Consider the following 22,398-nt stretch of genomic DNA (forward strand, 5'->3'; position numbering starts at 1 on the left):
CGGCCGGGGCCGCCGCGCATTCCTTTGAAAAATCAGGAGATGGCGTCAGGTTCGCCATCGAGCCAGCCGCCCTTGAAACCGGCCTTCTCGAGGCCCTTGCGCATGATCGGCGAGCCGCGCAGGAGCTTCCAGATCAATCCGGTGCGGTCGTTCTCGATCATGATCACCAGGAGACCCTGGTCGATGGCGACCGAGCGGTCATCGACCCAGCCGTCTGGTCCCTTGCCTTCGACGGTCGGGTTAAAGCCGCCGACGAAGCATCCGTCGAGCATGATGTTGGGATAGGCCGACATCAGCGCCCGGGTACCGCTGAGGGCTGCCTTGCGGTCGAAGGGCAGGCAGGAGAGCGGCGCCCAGGGGGCGATGGTGCCGTCATCCGGGCCGAACGGTGCGCCACGGGCGGCATAGCCCAGCACTTTCGGTCTCCCGCGCCGGCTATGGCGGCCGCCTGTCGGGTTGGGTCCGTCGCAGGCGGTCAGGCCCCAGACCTCGCGGCTATAGCCGGCAAAATGGCCGGGGTTGCGGTCGGCATAGTCGCGCTGCGTATCGATGGCGATCTGGGTGTTGAGAAAATAGTCGCTGTCCTTCTCCGCCATGTACTTGTCGCGGATACCGCGAAAGTCGATCCAGGCGTGGGAGAACAGGTGGATGAAAAGCGGGCCGGCATAGAGGAACGGCTTGTTCTTGACCATCATCCAGTTGTAGGTCGAGGCAAAGGCATCGTAGCATTTTGCCGGAATGGGATGGGTCGGCGACGCCATCGCCATGGCATAGAGCAGGATCGCCTCGTCGTAGCCCTGCCAGCGCCAGCGCAGGAAACCGCCGCCCGGCTTCCAGCCCATCGTCAGCGTGTCGCCCTTGTTCAGCGCCCAGCGCCAGTCGGCCCGCTCGTAGAGCATGGTCGCAAGCTCGCGGATCTCGGCATCGTCGGGCTCGTCGCGGTCGAAATAGGCGGCGACGGTGAGGACGCCCATGAACAGCAGGGCGGTGTCGATAAGCGACAGCTCGCTGTTCCAGGCGCGGTTGCCGGTCTTCATGTCGATGAAATGGTAATAGAAGCCGCGATGGCCGGTGGCCGCGCGTTCCTCGCCCTGGTCGCTGTCGGCAAAGAAATCCAGCGTCGTCAGGATGATTTCGGCTGCTTCCGTCCGGTCGATCCAGCCGCGCTCGATGGCGACGGGATAGCTCGAAAGCGCAAAGCCGACAGCCGCGATGCTGCAGTGGCTGCCCTTGATCGAGGTGTCCGCCACAAGCCCGTTTTCGCGGTTGGTGTGGCGCAGGAAATAGGTGAAGGCAGATTTCTGAAGGCGATCGACGAGGGCATCGTCGGTTTCCTCGCTGCGTTGAAGCATTGCAAATCCATCCATTGTCCGCCCCCTCCATGTGCTTTGCGGCATGCCAAACGTCAACTGCAAATCAATGTGATCGATGCTGCCACGCGTTCATCAACGATTGCTTAAGAAAGTGGCGTCTGCCCTATCCGCAGCCAAAAATAGTTGCGAAAGACCGCCAGAATTCAACTCACGGGGGCGTCAAGAATTAAAGGTCGGTGTGAAAAGCGACAATCGAGGCGGCCGACAGCCCGGGAAATTATCGGTGCTCCAGCGTCTCCTCGGTATGGGGGAAGTCGATTTCAATGGTCCGGAACCGAGCGGAACAATTGCTCGGAATGCAGGTTGAGTCACCTGAAAGCCAACCCACAGGAGAACCTCATGGCCGACAAAACACTCAACGACCTCTTCATCGACACGCTGAAAGATATCTATTTCGCCGAGCGCCAGATCGTGAAAGCGCTGCCGAAAATGGCTCGTGCTGCGCAGTCGCCGGAACTGAAAGCTGCCTTCAAGAAGCACCAGGAAGAAACCCAGGGCCAGATCGAACGCCTGCAGCAGGTTTTCGAACTGGTCGGCAAGCCCGCCCGCGGCAAGACCTGCGAAGCCATCCAGGGGATCATCGCCGAAGGTGAAGAGATCATCGAGGAATTCGCCGGGTCGCCAGCCCTTGATGCAGGTCTGATCTCGTCCGCTCAGGCGGTCGAACACTACGAGATCGCCCGCTACGGCACGCTGAAGAACTGGGCGACACAGCTCGGCATGAAGGAAGCCGCCGACCTGCTCGATGCAACGCTGCAGGAAGAAGGCGCAACTGACGAAGCGCTGACTCAGCTGGCCAACGCTTCGGTCAATGACAAGGGCAAGAAGAAGGTCGCCTGAGGCACCTCTTCTCCATCTAGAAAGGCGGTCGTCCCCGGGGCGGCCGCTTTTTTTGGCTTTCCACCCGCCTGAAGCTTGATATCGGCGACATCAAACTCTGGCGCATCGCCCTTGTCGGACCGCTGCCTGAGGGCTTAATAGAAGGACATAGTTGACGTGATTTTCGCCCTGCCCTAGGTGGCGGCGAAGGGAGACTACGATGACCTTCTTCTCCGCCTACGACCAGGGTTTCGTGCGTGTTGCCGCCTGCACTCCCGTCTGCGAGATAGCCGATCCCGCGACCAATGCTGCCGAGATCATGCGGCAGGCGACAATCGGCCATGCCGAGCATGTCGCCCTCATGCTGTTTCCGGAACTATCCGTCTCCGCCTACGCGATCGACGATCTGCTTGGCCAGAGCGTGCTGCTCGAGGGCGTAGAGAAGGCGCTGCTCGATATCGCGGCATTCACCCGCACGATCGCGCCGGTGCTGATCGTCGGTGCACCGCTGCACAAGGATGGCCGGCTTTATAATTGCGGCGTTGCCATCCATGACGGCAAAATCCTCGGCGTGGTGCCGAAATCCTATCCGCCGAACTACCGCGAATTCTACGAGCGCCGCTGGTTCGCTTCCGGCCGGACCATTCGCGGCTCGTCCATCGCGGTTGGCGGCCAGACCGTCCCATTCGGCGTCGATCTGCTGTTCGAAGCGGAGAATCATCCCGATTTCGTCTTCCACATCGAAATCTGCGAGGATTTCTGGGTGCCGACGCCGCCGAGCGATTTCGGCGCACTAGCGGGGGCGACCATTCTCACGAACCTGTCGGCAAGCAATATCACAGTCGGAAAGTCCGAGACGCGCAAGCGCCTTTGCGCCACGCAGTCTTCGCGGGCTCTGGCGGCCTACGTCTATTCGGCAGCCGGTCCCGGCGAATCGACCACCGATCTCGCCTGGGACGGACAGGCCTGCGTCTACGAGCTCGGCGAGCTTCTGGCGGAGACGGAGCGCTTTCCGGGCGGCTCGCAGATGTGCATCGCCGATATCGACGTCGAGCGTCTGAAGCAGGAACGCCTGCGTCAGGGAACGTTCGGGGAAGCTGCCCTCAATGTCGATCCGGACCGCGCGTTTCGCCGCGTCGGCTTCCGCACTGCGCGGCCGGAAGGTGATAGCGACCTGCGCCGCACTGTTGCCCGCTTTCCCTTCGTGCCCGCCGATCCGAGCCAGCTGGCGCAGGATTGCTACGAGACCTTTAATATACAGGTGCAGGGCCTGCAGAAGCGCCTCAAGGCAACCGGCATCAAGCGTTTGTGCATCGGCATTTCCGGCGGCCTCGATTCGACCCATGCGCTGCTGGTGGCGGCCCGCGCCTTCGACCAGCTGGGCTGGCCGCGTTCGGATATCCTGGGCTTTACCATGCCGGGTTTTGCGACCGGTGACGAAACGCTGGCCAATGCCTGGGCACTGATGCGCAGCCTCCATATCACGGCCGACGAGATCGACATCAAGCCGCTGGCGCTGCAATTACTGAAGGATCTCGGGCACCCCTTCGCAGGCGGCGAGCCGGTCTATGACGTGACGTTCGAGAATGTGCAGGCAGGCTTGCGCACCGACTTCCTGTTTCGCGCCGCCAACCAGCGCAACGCCTTCGTGCTCGGCACCGGCGACCTGTCGGAAATTGCGCTGGGCTGGTCGACCTACGGCGTCGGCGACCATATGAGCCACTACAACGTCAACGCCTCGGTTTCGAAGACGCTGATCCAGCATCTGGTGCGCTGGGTCATCCACTCGAACGACTTCGACGCCGACACAAACGCCACGCTCGACCGGGTGCTGAACACCATCATTTCGCCGGAGCTTGTCCCGGCTGGTGCAGATGGCGCGATCCAGAGCACGGAGGACCGGATCGGTCCTTATGCGCTGCACGACTTCGCGCTTTATTATATCAGCCGCTACGGGCTGAAGCCGTCGAAGGTGGCGTTCCTTGCCTATCACGCCTGGAAGGATGCCGAAGCCGGCGCCTGGCCGCCGAATTTTCCGGCCGATAAAAGGCAGGCCTATACGCTGCCGGAGATCAAGCACTGGCTGGAAAATTTCCTGTTCCGCTTTTTCACCATCAGCCAGTTCAAGCGCTCGGCCTCTCCGAACGGCCCGAAGGTTACCTCCGGCGGCTCGCTGTCGCCGCGCGGCGACTGGCGGGCACCGTCCGATGGCAATGCCCGGCTTTGGCTTAAGGAACTGGCGGACAACGTGCCGGATGCGTGAGGCAGTGACGTCGGGCAGCTACGGCTTGTGAACCCTCTATTCGTCGGGGTCAGCTGAGGATCCCGGCTAGTTCCCGGCTCGTCTGCTGGAGAGCGTCGAGATACTGTGCCACGACCGAGGGCATGGGCTCGTCCGACATGGGAAGGCCGGTGTTGAGCGCTGCGACGACCTGGCCACGGGCATTCTTCAGCGGCACGGCGATCGAGCGCAGCCCAATCTCGACTTCCTGGTCGACGGCGGCGTAACCCTGCGCCTTTATGCGTCCGAGCTCATCAAGGATGGCGTCCGGATCTGTCAGCGTAAACGAAGTCCTCGCCGTCAGCGGCGCGCTGGATAGCAGCGCGCGCGCCTGATCTTGCGGCAGCGTGGCGAGGAGAATGCGGCCCATCGAGGTGCAGTAGGCCGGTAGGCGCGATCCCGGCATCAGCGTGATCGACATCACCTTGCGCTCGGCGGCACGCGCCACGTAGACGATTTCGTGTTCGTCGAGGATCGCCACGGACGTACTTTGCCGGATCGTCTCGGACAGCCTGTCCAGAAAGGGCTGGACAATACGCGGTAGCGGCATCGACGCCAGGCAGCCGGTGCCGAGACGCAGCACCCTCGGGGTGACGGTGAAGTATTTTCCATCATAGGCACAATAGCCGATATCGGCCAGCGTCAGCAGGCAGCGCCGCGTGGTGGCGCGATCGAGGCCCGCCATTGCGGCCGCCTCCGAAATGCTGAGGCGCGGTGTCTCGGCCGTAAACGCTTCGATGACGCGCAGCCCCTTGGCAAGACCGCCCATCATGTCACTCGGCTTCATGTCCATCAGAGGCCCTTCGTGCGATATGGCAACAAAGTGCTTCTATCGCACAGGGTCATGATGGTCGAGATGCGGGATTTGTGATGAAGTCCAAGGCGTCAGAAATGCGCGAAGCGCGCACATCTGAGAATGATTTGTATCTTTAGTACAGGAAGATTTTACTCATTTGCGTCCCGTCATCGACACATGTCGAGAGGGAAATTGGAGCGGGTGAAGCGATTCGAACGCTCGACCCCAACCTTGGCAAGGTTGTGCTCTACCCCTGAGCTACACCCGCTCATCCCACTGGTCCGGGGGTAGTCTGTGGACCGTGGCGCCACCTTGCGGCGACGGGCGCTATATGGCCCAACCGTTTTTCAAATGCAACAGGAAATCTTTCGGCTTCGAGAAAAATTTGTCACACAGTTCGGAGCGTATGCGAAAAACCGTTCAGCAGCAGGACTTTCGCCCCAAAAGATTGCCAAAAGGCAGGCAGGGACGTATCACCGCAGCGACCCATTCTGCAGACGTTGCCAAGTGAGATCCGATGACCGAGCCGACCCCGAAAACCCGCGCCGATCTGTTCGCCTTTCTGGACGGGCTGGGCATCGCCCACACGACGCTCGATCATCCCGCCGTGTTTACCGTCGCCGAATCTGTATCGCTGCGCGACCAAATTCCCGGCGGCCATACCAAGAACCTTTTCGTAAAGGACAAGAAGGACAACTTCTTCCTTCTGACTGTCGAGGAAAATGCTGCCGTCGATCTGAAGACGGTCCACACCCTCATCGGTGCGGCCAGCAAGGTGTCGTTTGGCAAGCCGGAGAAGCTGATGGAATATCTCGGCGTCATCCCTGGTGCCGTGACGGCATTCGGCGCGATCAACGATATCGGCCACCACGTCACCTTCGTGATCGACGAGGCGCTGATGGCGGACGACATCATCAATTGCCACCCGCTGTCGAACGAGGCAACGACCTCGATCGCCACGCAGGATCTCGTGCGCTTCATGGAGGCGACAGGCCACACGCCGCTCGTCTTGAAAGTTGCGTCCTGAGATACGATTATAAACGCTATAATTTCGGTCCGGACACGCGGACAGACGGGAGACATCATGAGCGGCACAGACAATCCCTATAACGCGGCTTCGCTGGGCGGACAGATGTCGGGCTCCGTCGCCATGGGAGCCCCTGCTGCAGGCGGCTCCCACATCAAGGATACGACGACGGCGACTTTCACGCGTGACGTGATCGACGAATCCCGAAAGCAGCCGGTGCTGGTCGACTTCTGGGCGCCGTGGTGCGGTCCGTGCAAGCAGCTGACACCAGTGATCGAAAAGGTCGTCAACGAGGCTGGCGGACGCGTCAAGCTGGTGAAGATGAACATCGACGATCACCCGTCGGTCGCAGGCCAGCTCGGCATCCAGTCGATACCGGCCGTCATCGCTTTCGTCGATGGCAGGCCTGCCGATGGCTTCATGGGCGCCGTGCCGGAAAGCCAGGTGCGCGAATTCATCGACAAGATTGCCGGGCCTGCCGGCCCAGATGCAGAAGCTGCCGAAATCGCCGCCATTCTCGAGGAGGCAGCAGCCTTGCTCGCCTCGTCGGACATCCATGGTGCTGCCGAGCTCTTCGGCGCCGTCCTGCAGGCCGACCCGGAGAACCCCAAGGCGCTTGCCGGCATGGCCGAATGCATGATCGCCGCCGGCCAGAGCGAGCGGGCCCGCCAGGCGCTCACCGATCTGCCGGAGACGCTGTCGAAGGATGCAGGCATCCAGGCGGTGGTGAAAAGGCTCGACCAGATCGAGGAGGCTGCCAAGCTCGGTGACCCCTCAGCGCTCGAACAGCAGCTGGCACTGCAGCCGGACGATCACGCGGCGCGCCTCAAGCTTGCCAAGATCCGCAATGTCGAGGGCGACCGGAATGCGGCTGCCGAACACCTGCTGACCATCATGCGTCGCGACCGGACCTTCGAGGATGACGGCGCTCGCCGCGAGCTGCTGGCATTCTTCGATGTCTGGGGTCCGAAAGATCCTGCCACCATCGCTGCAAGACGCCGACTGTCTTCAATCCTGTTTTCGTAGGGCTTGCCCTGTTCTCTCAGGGCTTAGCCGATCCTCATAAAATCTGGCCCGTCACTTGCGTTTTCGGTGGCGGTTCCCACATCTTGACGAGACATCTGCTGCGCATAGGATGCATGGTGGACGCTGTAACCAGAACGGGAAACCTTTAATGCAGGTGGGCAACGCCAGATATCTGAAGCCGAGCGATCTGCCCGAATCGGTCGCGATCTTTCCGCTGACCGGGGCGCTGCTTCTTCCGGGCGGGCAGTTGCCGCTGAATGTCTTCGAACCGCGCTATCTCGCGATGTTCGACGCTGCAATATCGGGCAACAGGCTGATCGGCATGATCCAGCCGGCGCTGGGCGACGCTGCGGATAGCGGCCAGCTTGCGCATGTCGGCTGTCTCGGACGCATCACGTCCTTTGCCGAGACCGGCGATGGGCGGTACATGGTATCGCTGACGGGGATTTGCCGTTTCCGGGTCATGGACGAGATTTCCGGTCATCACCCCTACCGGACATTCCGCATCGCGCCATTCTTCGCGGATCTGAAGGCGGAAGACGAGGAAAGCAGCGTCGATCGCGCCGGCCTCCTCTCCGCATTCAAGGCCTTCCTGGAAGCCAACAAGCTCGAGGCGGACTGGGATAGCGTGGAGCGGGCCGGCAACATGACGCTGGTCAATTCGCTGTCGATGATGGCGCCGTTCGAACCTGCCGAAAAACAGGCGTTGCTCGAAGCCCCGGACCTCAAGACAAGGGCCGAGACGTTCGTCGCCATTACCGAAATCGTGCTGGCGCGCAGTTTCGGCGATTCCGACACCATCCTGCAATAGGTGCTGAGATGGTCGATACCGTCAGCAAGGTCGATACCAAGCTCCTGGACCTGCTCGTCTGCCCGCTGACGAAATCGCGGCTGAGCTATGATCGCGAGCGTAATGAACTCGTCTCCGAAAAGGCTAGGCTCGCCTATCCCATCCGCGACGGCATCCCGATTATGTTGACCTCGGAAGCCCGCCGCATCGAGGACTGATCGGTCCTCAGATCGTCTCGCCTGCAAGCAGCCGGGGATTGTGAGCGGCGCTCGTGCCGGCAGCCTGGCCGATGAAATAGGATTTCAACGCCGGCAACCTGTCGACCAGGCCGAGGCCGAAATCGCGAGCGATACGCAGCGGCGCAACGTCGTTTGAAAACAGCCTGTTCAGCACATCGGTGGTGACGCCCATCCGGAAGGTGTCGAAGCGACGCCAGGTCTGGTAGCGCTCCAGCGTGTGGATCGAGCCGATATCGATACCTAGGCGGTCCGCCTCGACGATGGTTTCCGCCAGCGCCGCCACGTCCTTGAAGCCCAGATTGAGACCCTGGCCCGAGATCGGGTGGATACCGTGCGCGGCGTCGCCGGCGAGAGCGAGACGTGGTGCCACGAAAGCGCGGGCGAGCGTCAGGCCGAGCGGGAAGGCGCGTTTGCCGCCGACCACCTTCAGCGCGCCGAGCTTGCGGCCGAAACGACGTTCCAGTTCCTCCTCGAAGATCAGGTCGTCGGCAGCGACCAGCCGGTCGGCATCGGCCGTGCGCTCCGTCCAGACCAGCGAAGAGCGATTGTTTTTGAGTGGCAGTATGGCAAACGGGCCGGAGGGCAGGAAGTGCTCCTCGGCGCAGCCATTGTGCGGACGCTCATGCTCGATGGTAGTGACGATGCCGGACTGGCCGTAATTCCAGCTGACGGTCTTGATGCCGGCCATCTCGCGCAGCTTCGATTTTACCCCGTCGCAGGCCACCAGCAGCTTGGCCTCCAGCATGCTGCCGTCGGAGAGGGTCAGAGACACGCTGCTGTCGGCAGTCTTGAAGTCGGTCGCGGAGAGGCCTTCGCGGATGGTGATGCCGAGCCTTTCGCAGGCTCCCCTGAGCGCGCCGACCATGGCGACGTTCGGCACCATGTGGGCAAAGGGTTCGCCTTCGACAACTGCACCCTCGAAGGTCAGGAAGACGGGGCGAACGGGGTCGGCGGTGCGCGAATCGGTGACGATCATCTTGGTGATCGGTTCGGCCTCGGGAAGGATGTCGTCCCAGACGCCGAAGACGGAGAGCATGCGCGAGGCTGCGGTGATGATCGCCGAGGCGCGCTGATCCTTCTTCCAGCTACCCTCAGGCGCAGCCTCAATCACCATCACATCGAGATGCGGGGCCGCCTGCTTGACAGCCACCGCTGCGGAAAGGCCCACGTAACCGCCACCTACCACCAGCATGTCCAACATTGCGCTCTCCTGCTTCCCGTGATCCACTGCCCGTCTATATAGATCAGCCTGACGTCCGTTCCTACTGCCGGAGAGCATCCATTATGTCGCGCCACCCCCATTCCGCCGCCATGGAACAATTGCTCTCGACGCTGGATCTGGAGGCCATCGAGGTCAATCTTTTCCGTGGCGTCTCTCCTGATGTCGGCTGGCAGCGGGTGTTCGGCGGCCAGGTGGTCGGCCAGGCCGTCATGGCGGCGCAGCGCACGGTGGATGCCCACCGTCACATCCACTCCCTGCACGGCTACTTCATGCGACCCGGCGATCCCTCCGTGCCGATCCTCTACCAGGTCGAACGGCTGCGTGACGGCGGCAGCTTTGCCACCCGGCGCGTGCTTGCCATCCAGCACGGCCAGGCGATCTTCTCGATGTCGGCCTCGTTCCAGATCGATGAGCCCGGCTACGATCACCAGATTGCCATGCCCGCGCGACCGGCGCCGGAAGAACTCCTCGGGGAACAGGAGATCAAGGAGAAATATCTCGCCCAGGCGCCGGCCTCGATCCGCAGGTACTGGGAACAACCGAGGCCGATCGAGATCCGGCCGGTGTCGCTGACGCATTATTTTTCCAACACCAAGCTCGATCCGCAGCAGGACGTGTGGGTGCGCGCGACCGGCCCGGTGCCGGACGACCGCCATTACCAGGCGGCCGTGCTGGCCTACCTGTCGGACATGACGCTTCTCGACGGCGCGCTGTTTGCGCACGGCACATCGATATTCGATCCCAGCCTCCAGGTGGCGAGCATCGATCACGCCATGTGGTTCCACCGTCCGTGCGCGCTGGACGATTGGCTTCTTTACACTCAGGACAGTCCGAGCGCCTCCGGAGCGCGTGGACTGGCCAGGGGAAGCCTTTTTAACCGGTCAGGCGTGCTGATTGCCTCCGTCGCCCAGGAAGGCTTGATTCGGAAAAAGGCAAATGCCTAATTAACGTGCAAAATCGTAAATTTGCCTTATATTTGCTCGCTTTCAGACGCCGAAATTGCCTCATTTTTGGGGATGTGTTTTTATCCCATTGATTTTCAACGGCTTAATGGCTGATTTGAATCTGGCACGGCCTTTGAATGTAGAAGACCAGTCGCTGCCCATTCGATGGTCGGCGTCGAGAAGGGTCGGCCTGTGCCGAGGGTAACAAAGGATGGGAACCAGATGAAAATTGTGATGGCCATTATCAAGCCGTTCAAGCTCGATGAGGTCCGTGAGGCTCTCACGGCGGTCGGCATTCAGGGCCTGACCGTGACGGAAGTGAAGGGCTACGGGCGTCAGAAGGGGCACACCGAAATCTATCGCGGCACGGAATATGCGGTCAGCTTCCTTCCGAAACTGAAAATCGAAGTCGCGGTCTCCACCGAGATCGTCGACAAGGCAGTCGAAGCCATTGCCGCATCTGCCAAGACCGGCCAGATCGGCGACGGCAAGATCTTTGTTTATTCGATTGACCATGCCGTGCGTATCCGTACCGGCGAAACCGATTCAGAAGCGCTGTAAGTCACGGCCGATCAGGGAGTTTTCCGCAATGTCTCTTTCCAAGTTGTCTTCCACGCTGACAGGGCTGGGCGTCGCTTCTGCCGCTCTGCTCGCGCCGGTGATTGCGTTCGCGCAGACGGCGACCGATGCTGCCGCAACCGCGGTTGCCGCTGCCCCGGTGCCTGACAAGGGCGATACCGCCTTCATGTTCATCTCGACGATCCTCGTCCTGTTCATGCTCGTTCCCGGCCTCGCACTTTTCTACGGCGGCCTCGTCCGCTCGAAGAACATGCTTTCCGTGCTGATGCAGTGCACCGTCATCGGCGCTACTGTCATGTTGATCTGGGTTATCTACGGTTACTCCTTCGCCTTCGGCGGCGGCACCAGCCCTTACTGGGGCGGCACGGCTAAGATGTTCCTGTCGGGCGTCAACACCACGACCACGGCGGCAACCTTCTCCAAGGGCGTCGTCATTCCTGAATTCATCTTCATGCTCTTCCAGATGACCTTCGCCGCCATCACGCCGGCGCTGATCATCGGGGCCTATGCCGAACGCATCAAGTTCTCGGCCTCGGTGCTGTTCTGCGCATTGTGGGTTACCTTCGTCTACTTCCCGATCGCCCACATGGTCTGGGACTCGAACGGCTTCCTGTTCAAGATGGGCGCCCTCGATTTCGCTGGCGGTACCGTCGTGCACATCAATGCCGGTGTTGCCGGTATCTGCGGCGCCCTGCTCATCGGCAAGCGCACAGGCTACGGCAAGGACATGATGGCTCCGCACTCCATGACATTGACCATGGTCGGCGCTTCCATGCTCTGGGTCGGCTGGTTCGGCTTCAATGCCGGCTCCAACCTTGAAGCTTCCGGCGGCGCAATGCTTGCTACCGTCAACACCTTCATCGCCACTGCCGCCGCCATCGTTTCTTGGTCGCTGGTCGAAACACTGACACGCGGCAAGGCTTCGATGCTCGGCGGCGCGTCCGGCATGGTTGCCGGTCTGGTTGCCGTTACACCGGCTGCCGGCATCGTCGGCCCGATGGGAGCCATCGTACTCGGCCTCATCGTCTCGCCGCTGTGCTACTTCTTCGTCTCTGTGGTGAAGAACAAGTTCGGCTACGACGACACGGCTGACGTGTTCGGCGTCCACTGCATCGGTGGTATCTTCGGCGCGCTGGCAACAGGCATCTTCGCCAGTGCATCGCTCGGCGGCGTCGGCTATGCCGAAGGCGTCACCATGAGCAGCCAGCTTATGGTCCAGGCGACCGCTGTCCTGACCACCATCGTCTGGTGCGGCGTTGGCTCGCTCATCCTCTACAAGGTTGTCGATGTCATCGTTGGCCTGCGCGTCACGGTCGAAGCCGAGCGCGAAGGCCTCGACCTTGCCTCGCACGGCGAAGCCGCCTACCACGCATCGTAATCCGAGAGACCGTCCTGCCGAAGCTACGTCTTCGGCAAGGCTGATCCTCCCGTCGCGTCCGATCGAAAGATAGGTCGTCTTTGGCCCGAGCCTCCGGTTCGGGCCTTTTTCGTGGAATGAGCCAGCGCGTCAAGCATGGTTAACGCCGCTTTAACCCTCGTCTGGTTAGGTGGGGCTGACGTATTGAATGATCGGCATTGCGTCGATTCGTCCGATCATCGCCAACAGACGGGCTTAAGCATTATGGGCAGAAGCAATTCGCCAGCATTGGACGGTCGTCCCGTCCGCTTCACGCTCTCGACATTCGTGATCCGGCAGATTACCGGGCTCGCCGGTTTCGTCTTGTTCTTCTTTCTGGCGCTGGCAGTTGCCGCGCTGGCGACCTGGAACGTGATGGACCCGAGCTATTCCTACGCCACCAGCAATGCGCCCACCAATATCCTCGGTGCCTACGGCGCCATCTTCGCCGATGTCGTCATGCAGGCGCTGGGGCTCTCCAGCGTCATCGTCATGTTGCCGGTCGTCGCCTGGGCCCTTGCCCTCGTCTCCGGTCGCAAGCTTCACCGCCTGCCTGCCCGCCTAGCAGCCTGGGTCGGCGGTGCAGCACTTGCCGCCGCTGCCGTCGGCTGCCTGCCGGAGCCGCTCACCTGGCCGATCCCGAACGGCATCGGCGGCGTCATCGGAGACATGATCCTGCGCTTTCCGGCCTTGTTCGTCGGCGCCTATCCAAGCGGCGTGTTCGGCGCCGTCGTTGGCACCGTCTTTGCCGTGCCTGCCATTTGGTGCATGCTGTTTGCGGCAGGCCTGATCGGTAACAGCATCGACGATTTCGACTTCGAAGAGGACGAGGAAGACGATATCCCCAGCCGCATGCGCGCCGTCGGTGACGATGCGGAGGATGACGAGCCGCGGTTTCTTGCCTTCGGCGTCGTCATTCACATGTGGTACAATGCCAAGGCGCGCCTGCGCCGGCTGTTCGGCATGGGTCCCCGCCAGCGGCGCGACCACGCCTTCGACGCCCCTTACGATTTCAACGACGACGAATTCGGTCGCCTGAACGAGCCTGCCCGCGCCAAGACAGCAGCCAGCCGCAGCGAGCGGCTCGAGCCGTCCATGGATGGCAGTCCGTCGCGCCGCGTCATCTCGGCACCCCCGATTTCCGTCGGCGACGCAGACCATGACGACGACGACAATGATGTACCGTTCGACGTCGATCCGCGCCGTCCTGCCGGCATTCTGCCCGATGACGACGACGTCATCCGCCCTATCGGCTCCCGAGCTTCGCCTTCCAACGCCGGCCACCGCGTCATTCCGCCGGCACCGCGCCCGAAACCCGGCATTCGCGCCGAGCGCGAGGCGCAGACCTCGTTCATACGTCCCCAGGGCTTCCAGCTGCCGGCCGTGCACCTGTTAGCCGAACCGAAAGCCGTGGTGCGCGATTCGACGCTGTCGGCCGATGCGCTGGAACAGAACGCCCGCATGCTCGAAGGCGTGCTGGAAGATTTCGGCGTCAAAGGCGAAATCATCCATGTCCGCCCGGGTCCCGTCGTCACGCTCTACGAGCTGGAGCCGGCGCCCGGTATCAAGTCCTCGCGCGTCATCGGCCTTGCCGACGATATCGCCCGCTCGATGAGCGCGATTGCTGCCCGTGTTGCCGTCGTCCCCGGCCGCAATGCCATCGGCATCGAATTGCCGAACAATATCCGCGAAACCGTCTATCTGCGCGAGATGATCGCGTCGCGGGATTTCGAGACCTCCAAGGCGAAGCTCGCCATGGCACTCGGCAAGACCATCGGTGGCGAACCCGTCATTGCAGACCTCGCCAAGATGCCGCATCTGCTGGTCGCCGGCACCACCGGCTCGGGCAAGTCGGTGGCGATCAACACGATGATCCTGTCGCTGCTCTACCGGATGACGCCGGAGCAGTGCCGCCTGATCATGATCGATCCGAAAATGCTCGAACTCTCCGTCTATGACGGCATCCCGCATCTGTTGTCGCCCGTCGTCACCGATCCAAAAAAGGCCGTCGTGGCGCTCAAGTGGACCGTCCGCGAGATGGAAGAGCGCTACAAGAAGATGTCGAAGATCGGCGTGCGCAATATCGACGGCTTCAATACCCGCGTCGAGCAGGCTGCTGCCAAGGGCGAGGCGATTTCGCGCACCGTGCAGACGGGCTTCGACCGGGCGACCGGCGAGGCTATGTACGAAACGGAAGAGTTCGACCTGAAGCCGCTTCCCTACATCGTCGTCATCATCGACGAGATGGCCGACCTGATGATGGTCGCCGGCAAAGATATCGAAGGCGCCGTGCAGCGCCTGGCGCAGATGGCGCGTGCCGCAGGTATCCACGTCATCATGGCAACGCAGCGTCCCTCCGTCGATGTCATCACCGGCACGATCAAGGCAAACTTCCCGACGCGCATTTCCTTCCAGGTGACTTCGAAGATCGACAGCCGCACCATCCTCGGCGAACAGGGTGCCGAACAGCTGCTCGGCATGGGCGACATGCTCTACATGGCCGGCGGCGGTCGCATACAGCGCGTTCACGGCCCCTTCGTTGCCGATGGCGAGGTCGAGGACATCGTCGCCTATCTGAAGACGCAGGGCTCGCCGCAATATCTCGACGCCATCACCGCAGACAGCGATGAGGACGACGAGGATGGCGACGGTCCAGTCGGCACCGGTAACCTGTCGGATTCGGACGATCCCTACGACCAGGCCGTGGCTGTGGTACTGCGCGACGGCAAGGCCTCGACATCCTATGTCCAGCGCCGTCTCGGCATCGGCTATAACCGCGCCGCCTCGCTGATCGAGCGGATGGAGCAGGAAGGCATCATCGGCCCGGCCAACCATGCCGGAAAGCGCGAGATCCTGGTGCCGACGGAAGCCGATATCCTCGACCGCTAGCAAGTATCGTCGGGTTGTCCGGCTGGGGCTACTAAGGCTCTCGGCAAATTGACCGTGCGCCCTATGTATGTCGCCGAAAAGGTCATGAAGCCGCCGGTTTTCAGCGCCATAGAGATCGGCAAAGGAGATTTTAATGAAAAAGACTGAAGTCGGCGCCGTCGCACGCAGCCCGTTGCAGCTGACGCGCCGCCATTTCATCGGCGCCTGCGCTGTCGGACTCGTGGCTGCCGCCTTGCCGTTCAACGCCTTCGCCCAGGCAACCTCCAATGCGCCGCCGCCGGCGCTGGCCCAGGCCATTGCCGACCACTTCTCCGCAACCAAGACCATGCAGGGCTCGTTCGTGCAGTTCGGTCCGCGTGGCGACCAGACCGGCGGCCGGTTCTTTATCGAGCGGCCGGGCAAGATGCGCTTCAACTACGACGATCCATCGCCGATGCGGGTAATCTCCGACGGTTACAATGTCGTGGTCGGCAATTCGCAGCTGAAGACCTGGAACACCTATCCGCTGTCAAAGACGCCGTTGACGCTGCTGCTCGCCAGCAAGATCGACCTTTCGGCCGACATGGTGCGCAGCGTCAAGGTTGAACCGACGCTTACCACCATCGTGCTCGGCAGCCGGACGATCTTCGGCGATTCGACCATCACCATGATGTTCGATTCCAAGACCTACGATCTGCGCCAGTGGACGGTGACAGACAACCAGGGCAAGGACACGTCGGTCGTTATCAGCAACGTCAAGACCAACGTTGCCTTCGACGAAAGCGTGTTCAAGATTCCGAGCGACACCAGCGCCCGCCACTGAACCTTTTCATCTTCTCTGTCGGGGCGGTCGCGGCGAGCGGCCGCCCTTTGTTTTTCGCCGTTCTGGCAGTTTCCTTTCATTGCTGCTCGGTCTAAGCCATGGCCATCCATTCAAGAGGCATGGCATGAGCTTTTCGATCACCACGTGGAATATCAATTCGGTGCGGCTGCGCATGCCGATCATCGAAAAGCTGGTGATGCAGCAGCAGCCGGACATTCTTTGCCTTCAGGAAACCAAGGTCATCAACGATCTCTTCCCGTTGGCGCCGCTGCGCGCCATGGGCTACGAGCACATCATCATCCACGGCCAGAAGGGCTATCACGGCGTTGCCATCGCCTCGCGCATCCCGCTCGTCGAGGATCATCGCCAAGATTTCTGCGGCGTCGGCGATGCCCGGCATATCTCGGCGATTTTCGAGCGTGGCGGCCGTCGGGTGCGGCTGCATAATTTCTACGTGCCGGCCGGCGGCGACGAGCCGGACCGGACGATCAACCCGAAATTCGGTCACAAGCTCGATTTCATCGAGGAGATGAAGCAGCTGCATGCCAATGCCGAGCCCGACACCTCTGCCATCCTCGTCGGCGATCTCAACATCGCGCCGCTCGAGAACGATGTCTGGTCGCACAAGCAGCTGCTGAAGATCGTCAGCCATACGCCCGTCGAGACGGAAGGCCTGCTGGAGGTGATCAGGGGTGGAGCCTGGGTTGATCTCATGCGCCAGACGGTGCCGGCCAGCGAAAAGCTCTACACCTGGTGGAGCTACCGCGCCAAGGACTGGGAGGAGGCCAATCGCGGTCGCCGCCTCGACCATATCTGGGGATCGGCCGATCTCGGGCCCCTGCTACAGCGCATCGACATCCTCAAAGAGGCGCGCGGCTGGGACAGGCCATCCGATCACGTGCCGGTGACGGCGCATTTCGATCTCTGAGCCGTCCTTATGAAAAGCGGTCGAGCATCGCGACCGCCTGATTGACCATGATATTGAAATTGTCGCGCACCCGGCGTTCGATAAGCTGCGCTGCCTCGGGATATTCCTCGATCAGCCGGTGAAACAGCGCCCGGGTGATGCGAACGACGGTCGAATCCTCAAGCGCGATGGCCGTGTATTTGCGCTCGACCAGCGTTACCAGCGCCAGCTCGGACAACAGCGTGCCCGCCTCTACGAGAGCTTCGACCCGCGATGCGCCTTTTCCATCCTGCGTCGTCAGTTCGAAACGGCCGCTGGCCACCACATAGGCGCATTCGGCCGGCGACCGCTCGCGAAACAGGGTCTGGCCGGCAGCGATGTGCCGCCGATCGGCCCCGAAGGCGATCAGCCGCAGTTGATCCTCGCCCATGCCCTGGAAAAGCGGCAGTTGCGAAAACAGCTGGATATCGTCACTGAGGGCCATCGGAAACGCCTTACGGGATGATCTTGTAGCCGCCGTTTTCCGTTACCAGAATTTCGGCATTCGATGGATCACGCTCGATCTTCTGGCGCAGGCGGTAGACGTGGGTTTCCAGCGTGTGGGTGGTGACGCCGGAATTGTAGCCCCAGACTTCTTCGAGCAGGATATCGCGGGTGACGACCTTCTGCTCGGCGCGGTAGAGATAGCGGATAATTGCCGCTTCCTTCTCGGTCAGGCGGATCTTCTGCCCGTCTTCCGTGGTCAGCAGCTTCTGGCTCGGCTTGAACAGATAGCGGCCGACGGTGAAGGTCGCATCTTCGCTCTGCTCGTGCTGGCGCAACTGCGCACGGACACGGGCGAGAAGCACGGCGAAGCGGAACGGCTTGGTAACGTAATCGTTGGCGCCGGCTTCTAGACCCAGGATCGTGTCCGAGTCCGTGTCGTGGCCGGTCAGCATGATGATCGGTGGCTTGAAGCCGCCCTTGCGCAGCAGCTTGACGGCCTCGCGGCCATCCATATCCGGCAAGCCGACATCCATGATCAGCAGGTCGATGGCTGTGGCGCGGGCTGTAGCTATGCCCTTGCCGGCATTGGCTTCCTGCAGGACAGTGAATTCCTCGTAAAGCGACAATTGTTCGACCAGCATCTCGCGCAGATCGGTGTCATCGTCCACCAGTAGAATGGTGCGTGCGGTCATACGGCTCTCGTCCTTGTGTGGTTCGATCCGATTAAAGGCTTACGCCAAATTGCGTTTTTGGCAAGCGAAGGCACGCTTGCCGCTTGGTCGTCCCCTTGAAACTGCTAGAGTTTCATCAACAGATCGACCGGGCGAGAGAGAACACTTGAGAAAGATGGGTAAAGCAAGGCAGCAGCCAGCCACACGCAGCACGATCATCACCGTTCGCCCTGCGCCGGGAAACCGCAGCCGCGCGCTTGTCGCCTTCGACGGGGTCGTCGTGCCGGCCGCAATCGGACGAAACGGCAGGACCGTGCGCAAGCGCGAGGGTGATGGCGCAACGCCGATCGCGTCGATGCGACTTATCTCGGGCTTCGCGCGAGGCGACCGCGTCATGATGCCGGCGACGATGCTTGCCATGCGCCGTATCCGGCCAGGCATGCTGTGGTGCGACGATCCAGGCCACGCCAGCTACAACACGCTGGTCAAGGCACCCTTTCGCGCCGGTCACGAGGAGATGATGCGCGGTGACGGGGTGTATGACATCTGCCTCGTGCTCGACTGGAATATTTCAGTGCGGCAGCGCAATCGCGGCTCGGCGATCTTCTTTCACCTGATCCGCCCGGGTTTCGAGCCGACAGCCGGCTGTATTGCCGTCAGCCTGCCACACATGCGCCGCTTGCTCTCCCATGTCGGCAAGGACAGCGTCGTGCGCGTGCTTTAGCCACCGCTCTCAGGGAGGGGTGATAAACGTCGGACGCGACCTATATGAAAGGCGTCGGCCTTTGAGCCGGCGGGGCTAGGCGCCGGACCGCAGTCGGTTCGCGCCGCCCCGCATTCCGATTGAACATCATTTCCGGAGAGACAGTGTGACCGATCAAACCAGCATCACGTTTAACGACGGCCGTTCCATTCCCCAGGTCGGGCTCGGCGTCTGGCAGACGCCGAACGAGACAGCCGCACCGGCCGTGCGCGCCGCGATCGAGGCCGGCTACCGTCATATCGACACCGCCGCCATCTATGGCAACGAAGAGGGCGTCGGCGAGGGCATCCGCTCCTCCGGTGTCGACCGCAAGGATATCTTCCTCACCACCAAGCTCTGGAACGACGCACAGGGCTTCGACAGCACGTTGAAGGCCTTCGACGAGAGCCTGAAGCGCCTCGGCACCGACTATGTCGACCTCTACCTCATCCATTGGCCGGCACCATCCAAGGACCGGTATCTCGACACCTGGAAGGCGTTCGTCCAGCTGCACAGCGAAGGCCGGGCAAAGTCGATCGGCGTCTCCAACTTCGCTGCCGAACACCTGAACCGCATCATCGGCGAGACCGGTGTTACGCCTGTTCTCAACCAGATCGAACTGCATCCGGATTTCCAGCAGCGGGCGCTGCGCGAGACCCATGAGGCACTCGGCATCAAGACCCAGTCCTGGAGCCCGCTCGGCCAGGGCAAGCTGCTCGATAACGCCGTGATCGGAAAGATCGCCGGCAAGTACGGTCGCACGCCGGCGCAGGTGATCATCCGCTGGCACATCGACGCTGGCCTGATCGTCATTCCGAAGTCGGTCACCCCGAGCCGCATTGCCGAAAACTTCAAGGTATTCGACTTCAAGCTCGATGCCGATGACCTGAAGCAGATCGACACGCTCGACACCCCCGGCGGCCGCATCGGTCCGGATCCAGTCACCGCGACGTTCTGATCTCGCCTTCGCGCAAAATTTCCCGCTCCCGTCTGGCCTGCCGGCCGGGAGTGGGATAGGCATCTGGCATCGAACCCGTGACCCCGAGGGCCGCCCTTGAGCTTCCTGCATGATGCCTGGTCGTCGATCCAGCCTTTCCTTCACGAATACGGCCTGCTGACGCTCTTCCTGATCATCTACTTCGAATCGCTCGGCGCACCGCTTCCCGGCGAGAGCGCCCTCGTCAGCGCTTCGCTGCTCGCATCCCGAGGCGAGTTGAACATCGTCAGCGTCTTTTTTGTCGTCTGGGTCGCGGCCGTCGCCGGCGATTTCACCGGCTACCTGATCGGCCATTATGGCGGAAGGCCGCTACTGGAAAAGTATGGCTGGATGGTGCGCCTGACACCGGAAAGGCTGCACAAGTTCGAGGAGATCTTTCGGGTTCGCGGTCCGATCATCGTCGTCACCGCGCGTTTCTTCATTCTCCTGCGGCAGCTCAACGGCCTGATCGCTGGCTCGATGGGCATGCCATGGGCCCGCTTCCTCATTGCCAACATCATCGGCGCCGCACTCTGGACCGCCGTGTGGGGCCTCGGCCCATACTTCTTCGGCGACTTCGTAGGACGAGGATTTACAGCACTGCGCTCGCTGTTCTGATGGGGGTACTCCTCTCACTCTGGCAATCAGGATGGGCCGGTCTCAGTCGGATCCAGCGTCCCTTATCCTTGCACCCGCGAAGGCTGAAGGATGCGGGTTTGCTTGATTGCGGCGGGTTACGCGGATATGCAGGCAGGCACATCGTTTGTCTCAAATGTGCCAGGATAGAGCCATGAAGCCCATTTTCGTTCAGCTGCAATGCGCCCCCGGCAAGACCTACGAGGTCGCCGATGCCATCTACCAGACGGAGCTCGTTTCCGAGCTCTATTCGACCAGCGGCGACTACGACCTCCTGATGAAGGTCTATGTCGGCGAGGACCAGGACATCGGCAAATTCATCAACGACACCATCGCCAATATCCCGGGCATCGTCCGCTCGCTGACGACGCTGACCTTCCGGGCCTTCTGACGACGCGCCGCCCACAATCCGGCCATACCAAGCATACCTTGCCTCAGGGTCGCATTAACCCTTTCCCGCCGTATCCGCCGGCGACCGAGGCAATTTAGCGCTTCCTTAACTGGCGCAATGATTTGCTGACCCGAGACAGACACGACGCGTGTCAAGCCGGAGATCGAACTTTGGCGCGAGGGTGGACCGATGACATTGGCGCAGGCTCATGGCCGCGATTTCAAAATTCCGGACGAACGACGACCCCTGATCGTCCATGTGGTGCGCGAGTTGCTGCCTGACGGCGAGGGCACGGACGCCGTCGCCATGCTCTGCCGCCAGCTATCGCGCCGCTACCGTATCCGCGTCGTCACCTGCGAGAACCCGGCTTCCGGAATCGCCGGCAACCGGCCAGCGCGGGACACGATAGACGGTCTCGAGATCGTGCGGATTACCGGTCCCGGCAACAGCGTCTATCCTGCGGCGCTCGAGGTCTTCAGGCATATCGCTGATGCCGACCTGGTCCATGTCCACGGGGTCGACTTCTGCTTCGATGCTCTGGCCTGGGGCAGGTTTCTACATCGGCGACCGCTTATCGCGACCATCAGCTGCAACGTCCGGCACGCAAGCCGACACGAAGAGATGAAGAAGCTGTGGTTCAGCCTCGTGACGCGCCGCTCCTGCAAGGCCTATAGTCGCATTGCCTGCAGCAGCGAGCCGGACCACCGGCTTTTCGACACCATCGTTGGCAACCGCGCGACGTCGATCGGCAGCGGCGCCGACGTCGCGAAGTTCGCCAACTGCGCCGCTCTCGATGCCCGTCGCCGGATCGTCACCATCGGCGGGCTGTCGTCGGAAGCCCGGCTCGACCGGCTGCTCGATGTGATGCAGGTGCTCGCCCCGCGCCATCCAGACTGGCATCTCGACATTATCGGCACGCCCTCCGGTCTTGATGGCCAGTCGCTCAACGCTGACATCCGGTCGCGTGACCTGTCGCGGCATGTCTCGCTGCAAGCCTCGGACGACCATTGTACCATCCGAAACACGATGGCCCGCGCCTCGCTTTTTGCATCGGCCTCGGATAGCGCCGGCTCGAGGCTTGCCGTCATCGAGGCCATGAGCGCCGGCCTGCTGCCCGTGCTCAACAGCAACGACACCTTCCGGGCGCTCGCCACAGCCCATCCGGTCCTGATGCTAACCGATTTTTCCGGGGCGCAACGGTCGGCAAAGGCCCTCGAAGCCGCCTTTGCGCGCCTTGTAGCGCAGGGAACAGGCATTCGCGAAGAACTGCTCGGCATCGCCCGCAGCTATGCCTGGGACAAGGTCGCCGAGCGCTATGGTGCGCTGTATGACAACGTGCTGCCAGACCTTGAACGTGTGCCGATATGCGTTTACGGCGAACTCGCCTGACGCACGATAGCTACGCC

The 22,398-nt window shown here is 61.8% G+C and carries 22 protein-coding genes and 1 tRNA gene; 17 read left to right on the top strand and 6 right to left on the bottom strand.

Features of this window, described 5'->3' with window-relative positions:
* Positions 1-32: 32 nt before the first annotated feature.
* Positions 33-1,352, bottom strand: a complete 1,320-nt coding sequence (locus J5274_RS02540; RefSeq protein WP_142824858.1) for a glucoamylase family protein — start codon at positions 1,350-1,352, stop codon at positions 33-35.
* A 360-nt stretch (positions 1,353-1,712) separates the two neighbouring features.
* On the opposite strand from J5274_RS02540, the gene J5274_RS02545 reads away from it, so the two are divergent.
* Together J5274_RS02545 and J5274_RS02550 are read left to right on the top strand one after the other, a co-directional pair.
* Positions 1,713-2,213, top strand: coding sequence for a ferritin-like domain-containing protein (locus tag J5274_RS02545; RefSeq protein ID WP_142824646.1), 501 nt, complete (start codon positions 1,713-1,715; stop codon positions 2,211-2,213).
* Positions 2,214-2,412: 199 nt separating this feature from the next.
* Positions 2,413-4,455: an NAD(+) synthase gene (locus J5274_RS02550; RefSeq protein WP_142824645.1), complete on the top strand. Its 2,043-nt coding sequence runs from the start codon at positions 2,413-2,415 to the stop codon at positions 4,453-4,455.
* A 49-nt stretch (positions 4,456-4,504) separates the two neighbouring features.
* On the opposite strand, the gene J5274_RS02555 is transcribed toward J5274_RS02550, so the two are convergent.
* Positions 4,505-5,266 (bottom strand): IclR family transcriptional regulator C-terminal domain-containing protein, encoded by a 762-nt coding sequence (locus J5274_RS02555; protein WP_142824644.1) that lies wholly within the window; start codon positions 5,264-5,266, stop codon positions 4,505-4,507.
* A 196-nt stretch (positions 5,267-5,462) separates the two neighbouring features.
* A tRNA-Gly gene (locus tag J5274_RS02560) sits at positions 5,463-5,537 on the bottom strand.
* A gap of 249 nt (positions 5,538-5,786) precedes the next feature.
* Between J5274_RS02560 and J5274_RS02565 the strand changes: the two genes are divergently transcribed.
* The 4 genes from J5274_RS02565 to J5274_RS02580 all read left to right on the top strand — a co-directional run bounded on the left by J5274_RS02565 (position 5,787) and on the right by J5274_RS02580 (position 8,330).
* Complete coding sequence (locus tag J5274_RS02565; RefSeq protein ID WP_142824643.1) at positions 5,787-6,296, top strand: prolyl-tRNA synthetase associated domain-containing protein; 510 nt, start codon at positions 5,787-5,789, stop codon at positions 6,294-6,296.
* Between the two features lie 57 nt (positions 6,297-6,353).
* The gene (gene trxA / locus J5274_RS02570) at positions 6,354-7,322 is read left to right on the top strand and encodes a thioredoxin (RefSeq protein ID WP_142824642.1); all 969 of its coding nucleotides are present in this window, start codon (positions 6,354-6,356) and stop codon (positions 7,320-7,322) included.
* 148 nt (positions 7,323-7,470) lie between these two features.
* The gene (locus tag J5274_RS02575; RefSeq protein ID WP_142824641.1) at positions 7,471-8,133 is read left to right on the top strand and encodes an LON peptidase substrate-binding domain-containing protein; all 663 of its coding nucleotides are present in this window, start codon (positions 7,471-7,473) and stop codon (positions 8,131-8,133) included.
* An 8-nt stretch (positions 8,134-8,141) separates the two neighbouring features.
* Positions 8,142-8,330, top strand: a complete 189-nt coding sequence (locus tag J5274_RS02580) for a Trm112 family protein (protein WP_111219606.1) — start codon at positions 8,142-8,144, stop codon at positions 8,328-8,330.
* A 7-nt stretch (positions 8,331-8,337) separates the two neighbouring features.
* On the opposite strand, the gene J5274_RS02585 is transcribed toward J5274_RS02580, so the two are convergent.
* On the bottom strand, positions 8,338-9,630 hold the full coding sequence (locus J5274_RS02585) for a ubiquinone biosynthesis hydroxylase (protein WP_257625649.1): 1,293 nt from the start codon (positions 9,628-9,630) through the stop codon (positions 8,338-8,340).
* A gap of 5 nt (positions 9,631-9,635) precedes the next feature.
* Between J5274_RS02585 and tesB the strand changes: the two genes are divergently transcribed.
* The 6 genes from tesB (at position 9,636) to J5274_RS02615 (ending at position 17,111) form a co-directional block, all read left to right on the top strand.
* Complete coding sequence (gene tesB / locus J5274_RS02590) at positions 9,636-10,517, top strand: acyl-CoA thioesterase II (RefSeq protein WP_142824639.1); 882 nt, start codon at positions 9,636-9,638, stop codon at positions 10,515-10,517.
* Between the two features lie 222 nt (positions 10,518-10,739).
* Positions 10,740-11,078, top strand: coding sequence for a P-II family nitrogen regulator (locus J5274_RS02595; RefSeq protein WP_111220017.1), 339 nt, complete (start codon positions 10,740-10,742; stop codon positions 11,076-11,078).
* A gap of 28 nt (positions 11,079-11,106) precedes the next feature.
* A complete protein-coding gene (locus J5274_RS02600) occupies positions 11,107-12,474 on the top strand; it encodes an ammonium transporter (protein ID WP_142824638.1) in 1,368 nt (455 codons plus the stop codon).
* A 243-nt stretch (positions 12,475-12,717) separates the two neighbouring features.
* A complete protein-coding gene (locus J5274_RS02605; protein WP_142824637.1) occupies positions 12,718-15,381 on the top strand; it encodes a DNA translocase FtsK in 2,664 nt (887 codons plus the stop codon).
* Between the two features lie 133 nt (positions 15,382-15,514).
* Positions 15,515-16,183, top strand: coding sequence for an outer membrane lipoprotein carrier protein LolA (locus J5274_RS02610; RefSeq protein WP_142824636.1), 669 nt, complete (start codon positions 15,515-15,517; stop codon positions 16,181-16,183).
* Between the two features lie 124 nt (positions 16,184-16,307).
* Positions 16,308-17,111, top strand: coding sequence for an exodeoxyribonuclease III (locus J5274_RS02615; protein ID WP_142824635.1), 804 nt, complete (start codon positions 16,308-16,310; stop codon positions 17,109-17,111).
* A gap of 7 nt (positions 17,112-17,118) precedes the next feature.
* Here the strand turns inward: J5274_RS02615 and J5274_RS02620 are convergent, their stop codons facing one another.
* A complete protein-coding gene (locus tag J5274_RS02620; RefSeq protein ID WP_111219592.1) occupies positions 17,119-17,574 on the bottom strand; it encodes a cyclic nucleotide-binding domain-containing protein in 456 nt (151 codons plus the stop codon).
* A gap of 10 nt (positions 17,575-17,584) precedes the next feature.
* Entirely contained in the window at positions 17,585-18,268 is a 684-nt protein-coding gene (locus J5274_RS02625; protein ID WP_142824634.1) for a response regulator transcription factor, read from the bottom strand.
* Positions 18,269-18,422: 154 nt separating this feature from the next.
* On the opposite strand from J5274_RS02625, the gene J5274_RS02630 reads away from it, so the two are divergent.
* The 5 genes from J5274_RS02630 to J5274_RS02650 all read left to right on the top strand — a co-directional run bounded on the left by J5274_RS02630 (position 18,423) and on the right by J5274_RS02650 (position 22,381).
* Positions 18,423-18,971 carry a L,D-transpeptidase gene (locus J5274_RS02630; RefSeq protein ID WP_142824857.1) on the top strand — a complete coding sequence of 183 codons (549 nt, stop codon included), beginning with the start codon at positions 18,423-18,425 and terminating at the stop codon, positions 18,969-18,971.
* Between the two features lie 145 nt (positions 18,972-19,116).
* Entirely contained in the window at positions 19,117-19,947 is an 831-nt protein-coding gene (locus J5274_RS02635; RefSeq protein WP_142824633.1) for an aldo/keto reductase, read from the top strand.
* Between the two features lie 96 nt (positions 19,948-20,043).
* On the top strand, positions 20,044-20,583 hold the full coding sequence (locus J5274_RS02640; protein ID WP_142824632.1) for a DedA family protein: 540 nt from the start codon (positions 20,044-20,046) through the stop codon (positions 20,581-20,583).
* A gap of 172 nt (positions 20,584-20,755) precedes the next feature.
* Positions 20,756-20,992 (top strand): Lrp/AsnC ligand binding domain-containing protein, encoded by a 237-nt coding sequence (locus J5274_RS02645; protein WP_111219583.1) that lies wholly within the window; start codon positions 20,756-20,758, stop codon positions 20,990-20,992.
* Between the two features lie 189 nt (positions 20,993-21,181).
* Positions 21,182-22,381, top strand: a complete 1,200-nt coding sequence (locus tag J5274_RS02650; RefSeq protein ID WP_219274744.1) for a glycosyltransferase family 4 protein — start codon at positions 21,182-21,184, stop codon at positions 22,379-22,381.
* Positions 22,382-22,398 lie beyond the last annotated feature (17 nt).

The sequence above is a fragment of the Rhizobium sp. L51/94 genome (assembly GCF_019355555.1).
Taxonomy (GTDB): domain Bacteria; phylum Pseudomonadota; class Alphaproteobacteria; order Rhizobiales; family Rhizobiaceae; genus Rhizobium; species Rhizobium rhododendri.

Coding starts and splice junctions, on each gene's coding strand:
- J5274_RS02540 (WP_142824858.1), bottom strand. CDS start 1,352: ATGCTTCAACGCAGCGAGGAAACCGACGATGCCCTCGTCGATCGCCTT.
- J5274_RS02615 (WP_142824635.1), top strand. CDS start 16,308: ATGAGCTTTTCGATCACCACGTGGAATATCAATTCGGTGCGGCTGCGC.
- J5274_RS02550 (WP_142824645.1), top strand. CDS start 2,413: ATGACCTTCTTCTCCGCCTACGACCAGGGTTTCGTGCGTGTTGCCGCC.
- J5274_RS02565 (WP_142824643.1), top strand. CDS start 5,787: ATGACCGAGCCGACCCCGAAAACCCGCGCCGATCTGTTCGCCTTTCTG.
- J5274_RS02545 (WP_142824646.1), top strand. CDS start 1,713: ATGGCCGACAAAACACTCAACGACCTCTTCATCGACACGCTGAAAGAT.
- tesB (WP_142824639.1), top strand. CDS start 9,636: ATGTCGCGCCACCCCCATTCCGCCGCCATGGAACAATTGCTCTCGACG.
- J5274_RS02605 (WP_142824637.1), top strand. CDS start 12,718: ATGGGCAGAAGCAATTCGCCAGCATTGGACGGTCGTCCCGTCCGCTTC.
- J5274_RS02650 (WP_219274744.1), top strand. CDS start 21,182: ATGACATTGGCGCAGGCTCATGGCCGCGATTTCAAAATTCCGGACGAA.
- J5274_RS02645 (WP_111219583.1), top strand. CDS start 20,756: ATGAAGCCCATTTTCGTTCAGCTGCAATGCGCCCCCGGCAAGACCTAC.
- J5274_RS02580 (WP_111219606.1), top strand. CDS start 8,142: ATGGTCGATACCGTCAGCAAGGTCGATACCAAGCTCCTGGACCTGCTC.
- J5274_RS02595 (WP_111220017.1), top strand. CDS start 10,740: ATGAAAATTGTGATGGCCATTATCAAGCCGTTCAAGCTCGATGAGGTC.
- J5274_RS02620 (WP_111219592.1), bottom strand. CDS start 17,574: ATGGCCCTCAGTGACGATATCCAGCTGTTTTCGCAACTGCCGCTTTTC.
- J5274_RS02610 (WP_142824636.1), top strand. CDS start 15,515: ATGAAAAAGACTGAAGTCGGCGCCGTCGCACGCAGCCCGTTGCAGCTG.
- J5274_RS02625 (WP_142824634.1), bottom strand. CDS start 18,268: ATGACCGCACGCACCATTCTACTGGTGGACGATGACACCGATCTGCGC.
- trxA (WP_142824642.1), top strand. CDS start 6,354: ATGAGCGGCACAGACAATCCCTATAACGCGGCTTCGCTGGGCGGACAG.
- J5274_RS02600 (WP_142824638.1), top strand. CDS start 11,107: ATGTCTCTTTCCAAGTTGTCTTCCACGCTGACAGGGCTGGGCGTCGCT.
- J5274_RS02575 (WP_142824641.1), top strand. CDS start 7,471: ATGCAGGTGGGCAACGCCAGATATCTGAAGCCGAGCGATCTGCCCGAA.
- J5274_RS02630 (WP_142824857.1), top strand. CDS start 18,423: ATGGGTAAAGCAAGGCAGCAGCCAGCCACACGCAGCACGATCATCACC.
- J5274_RS02555 (WP_142824644.1), bottom strand. CDS start 5,266: ATGGACATGAAGCCGAGTGACATGATGGGCGGTCTTGCCAAGGGGCTG.
- J5274_RS02585 (WP_257625649.1), bottom strand. CDS start 9,630: ATGCTCTCCGGCAGTAGGAACGGACGTCAGGCTGATCTATATAGACGG.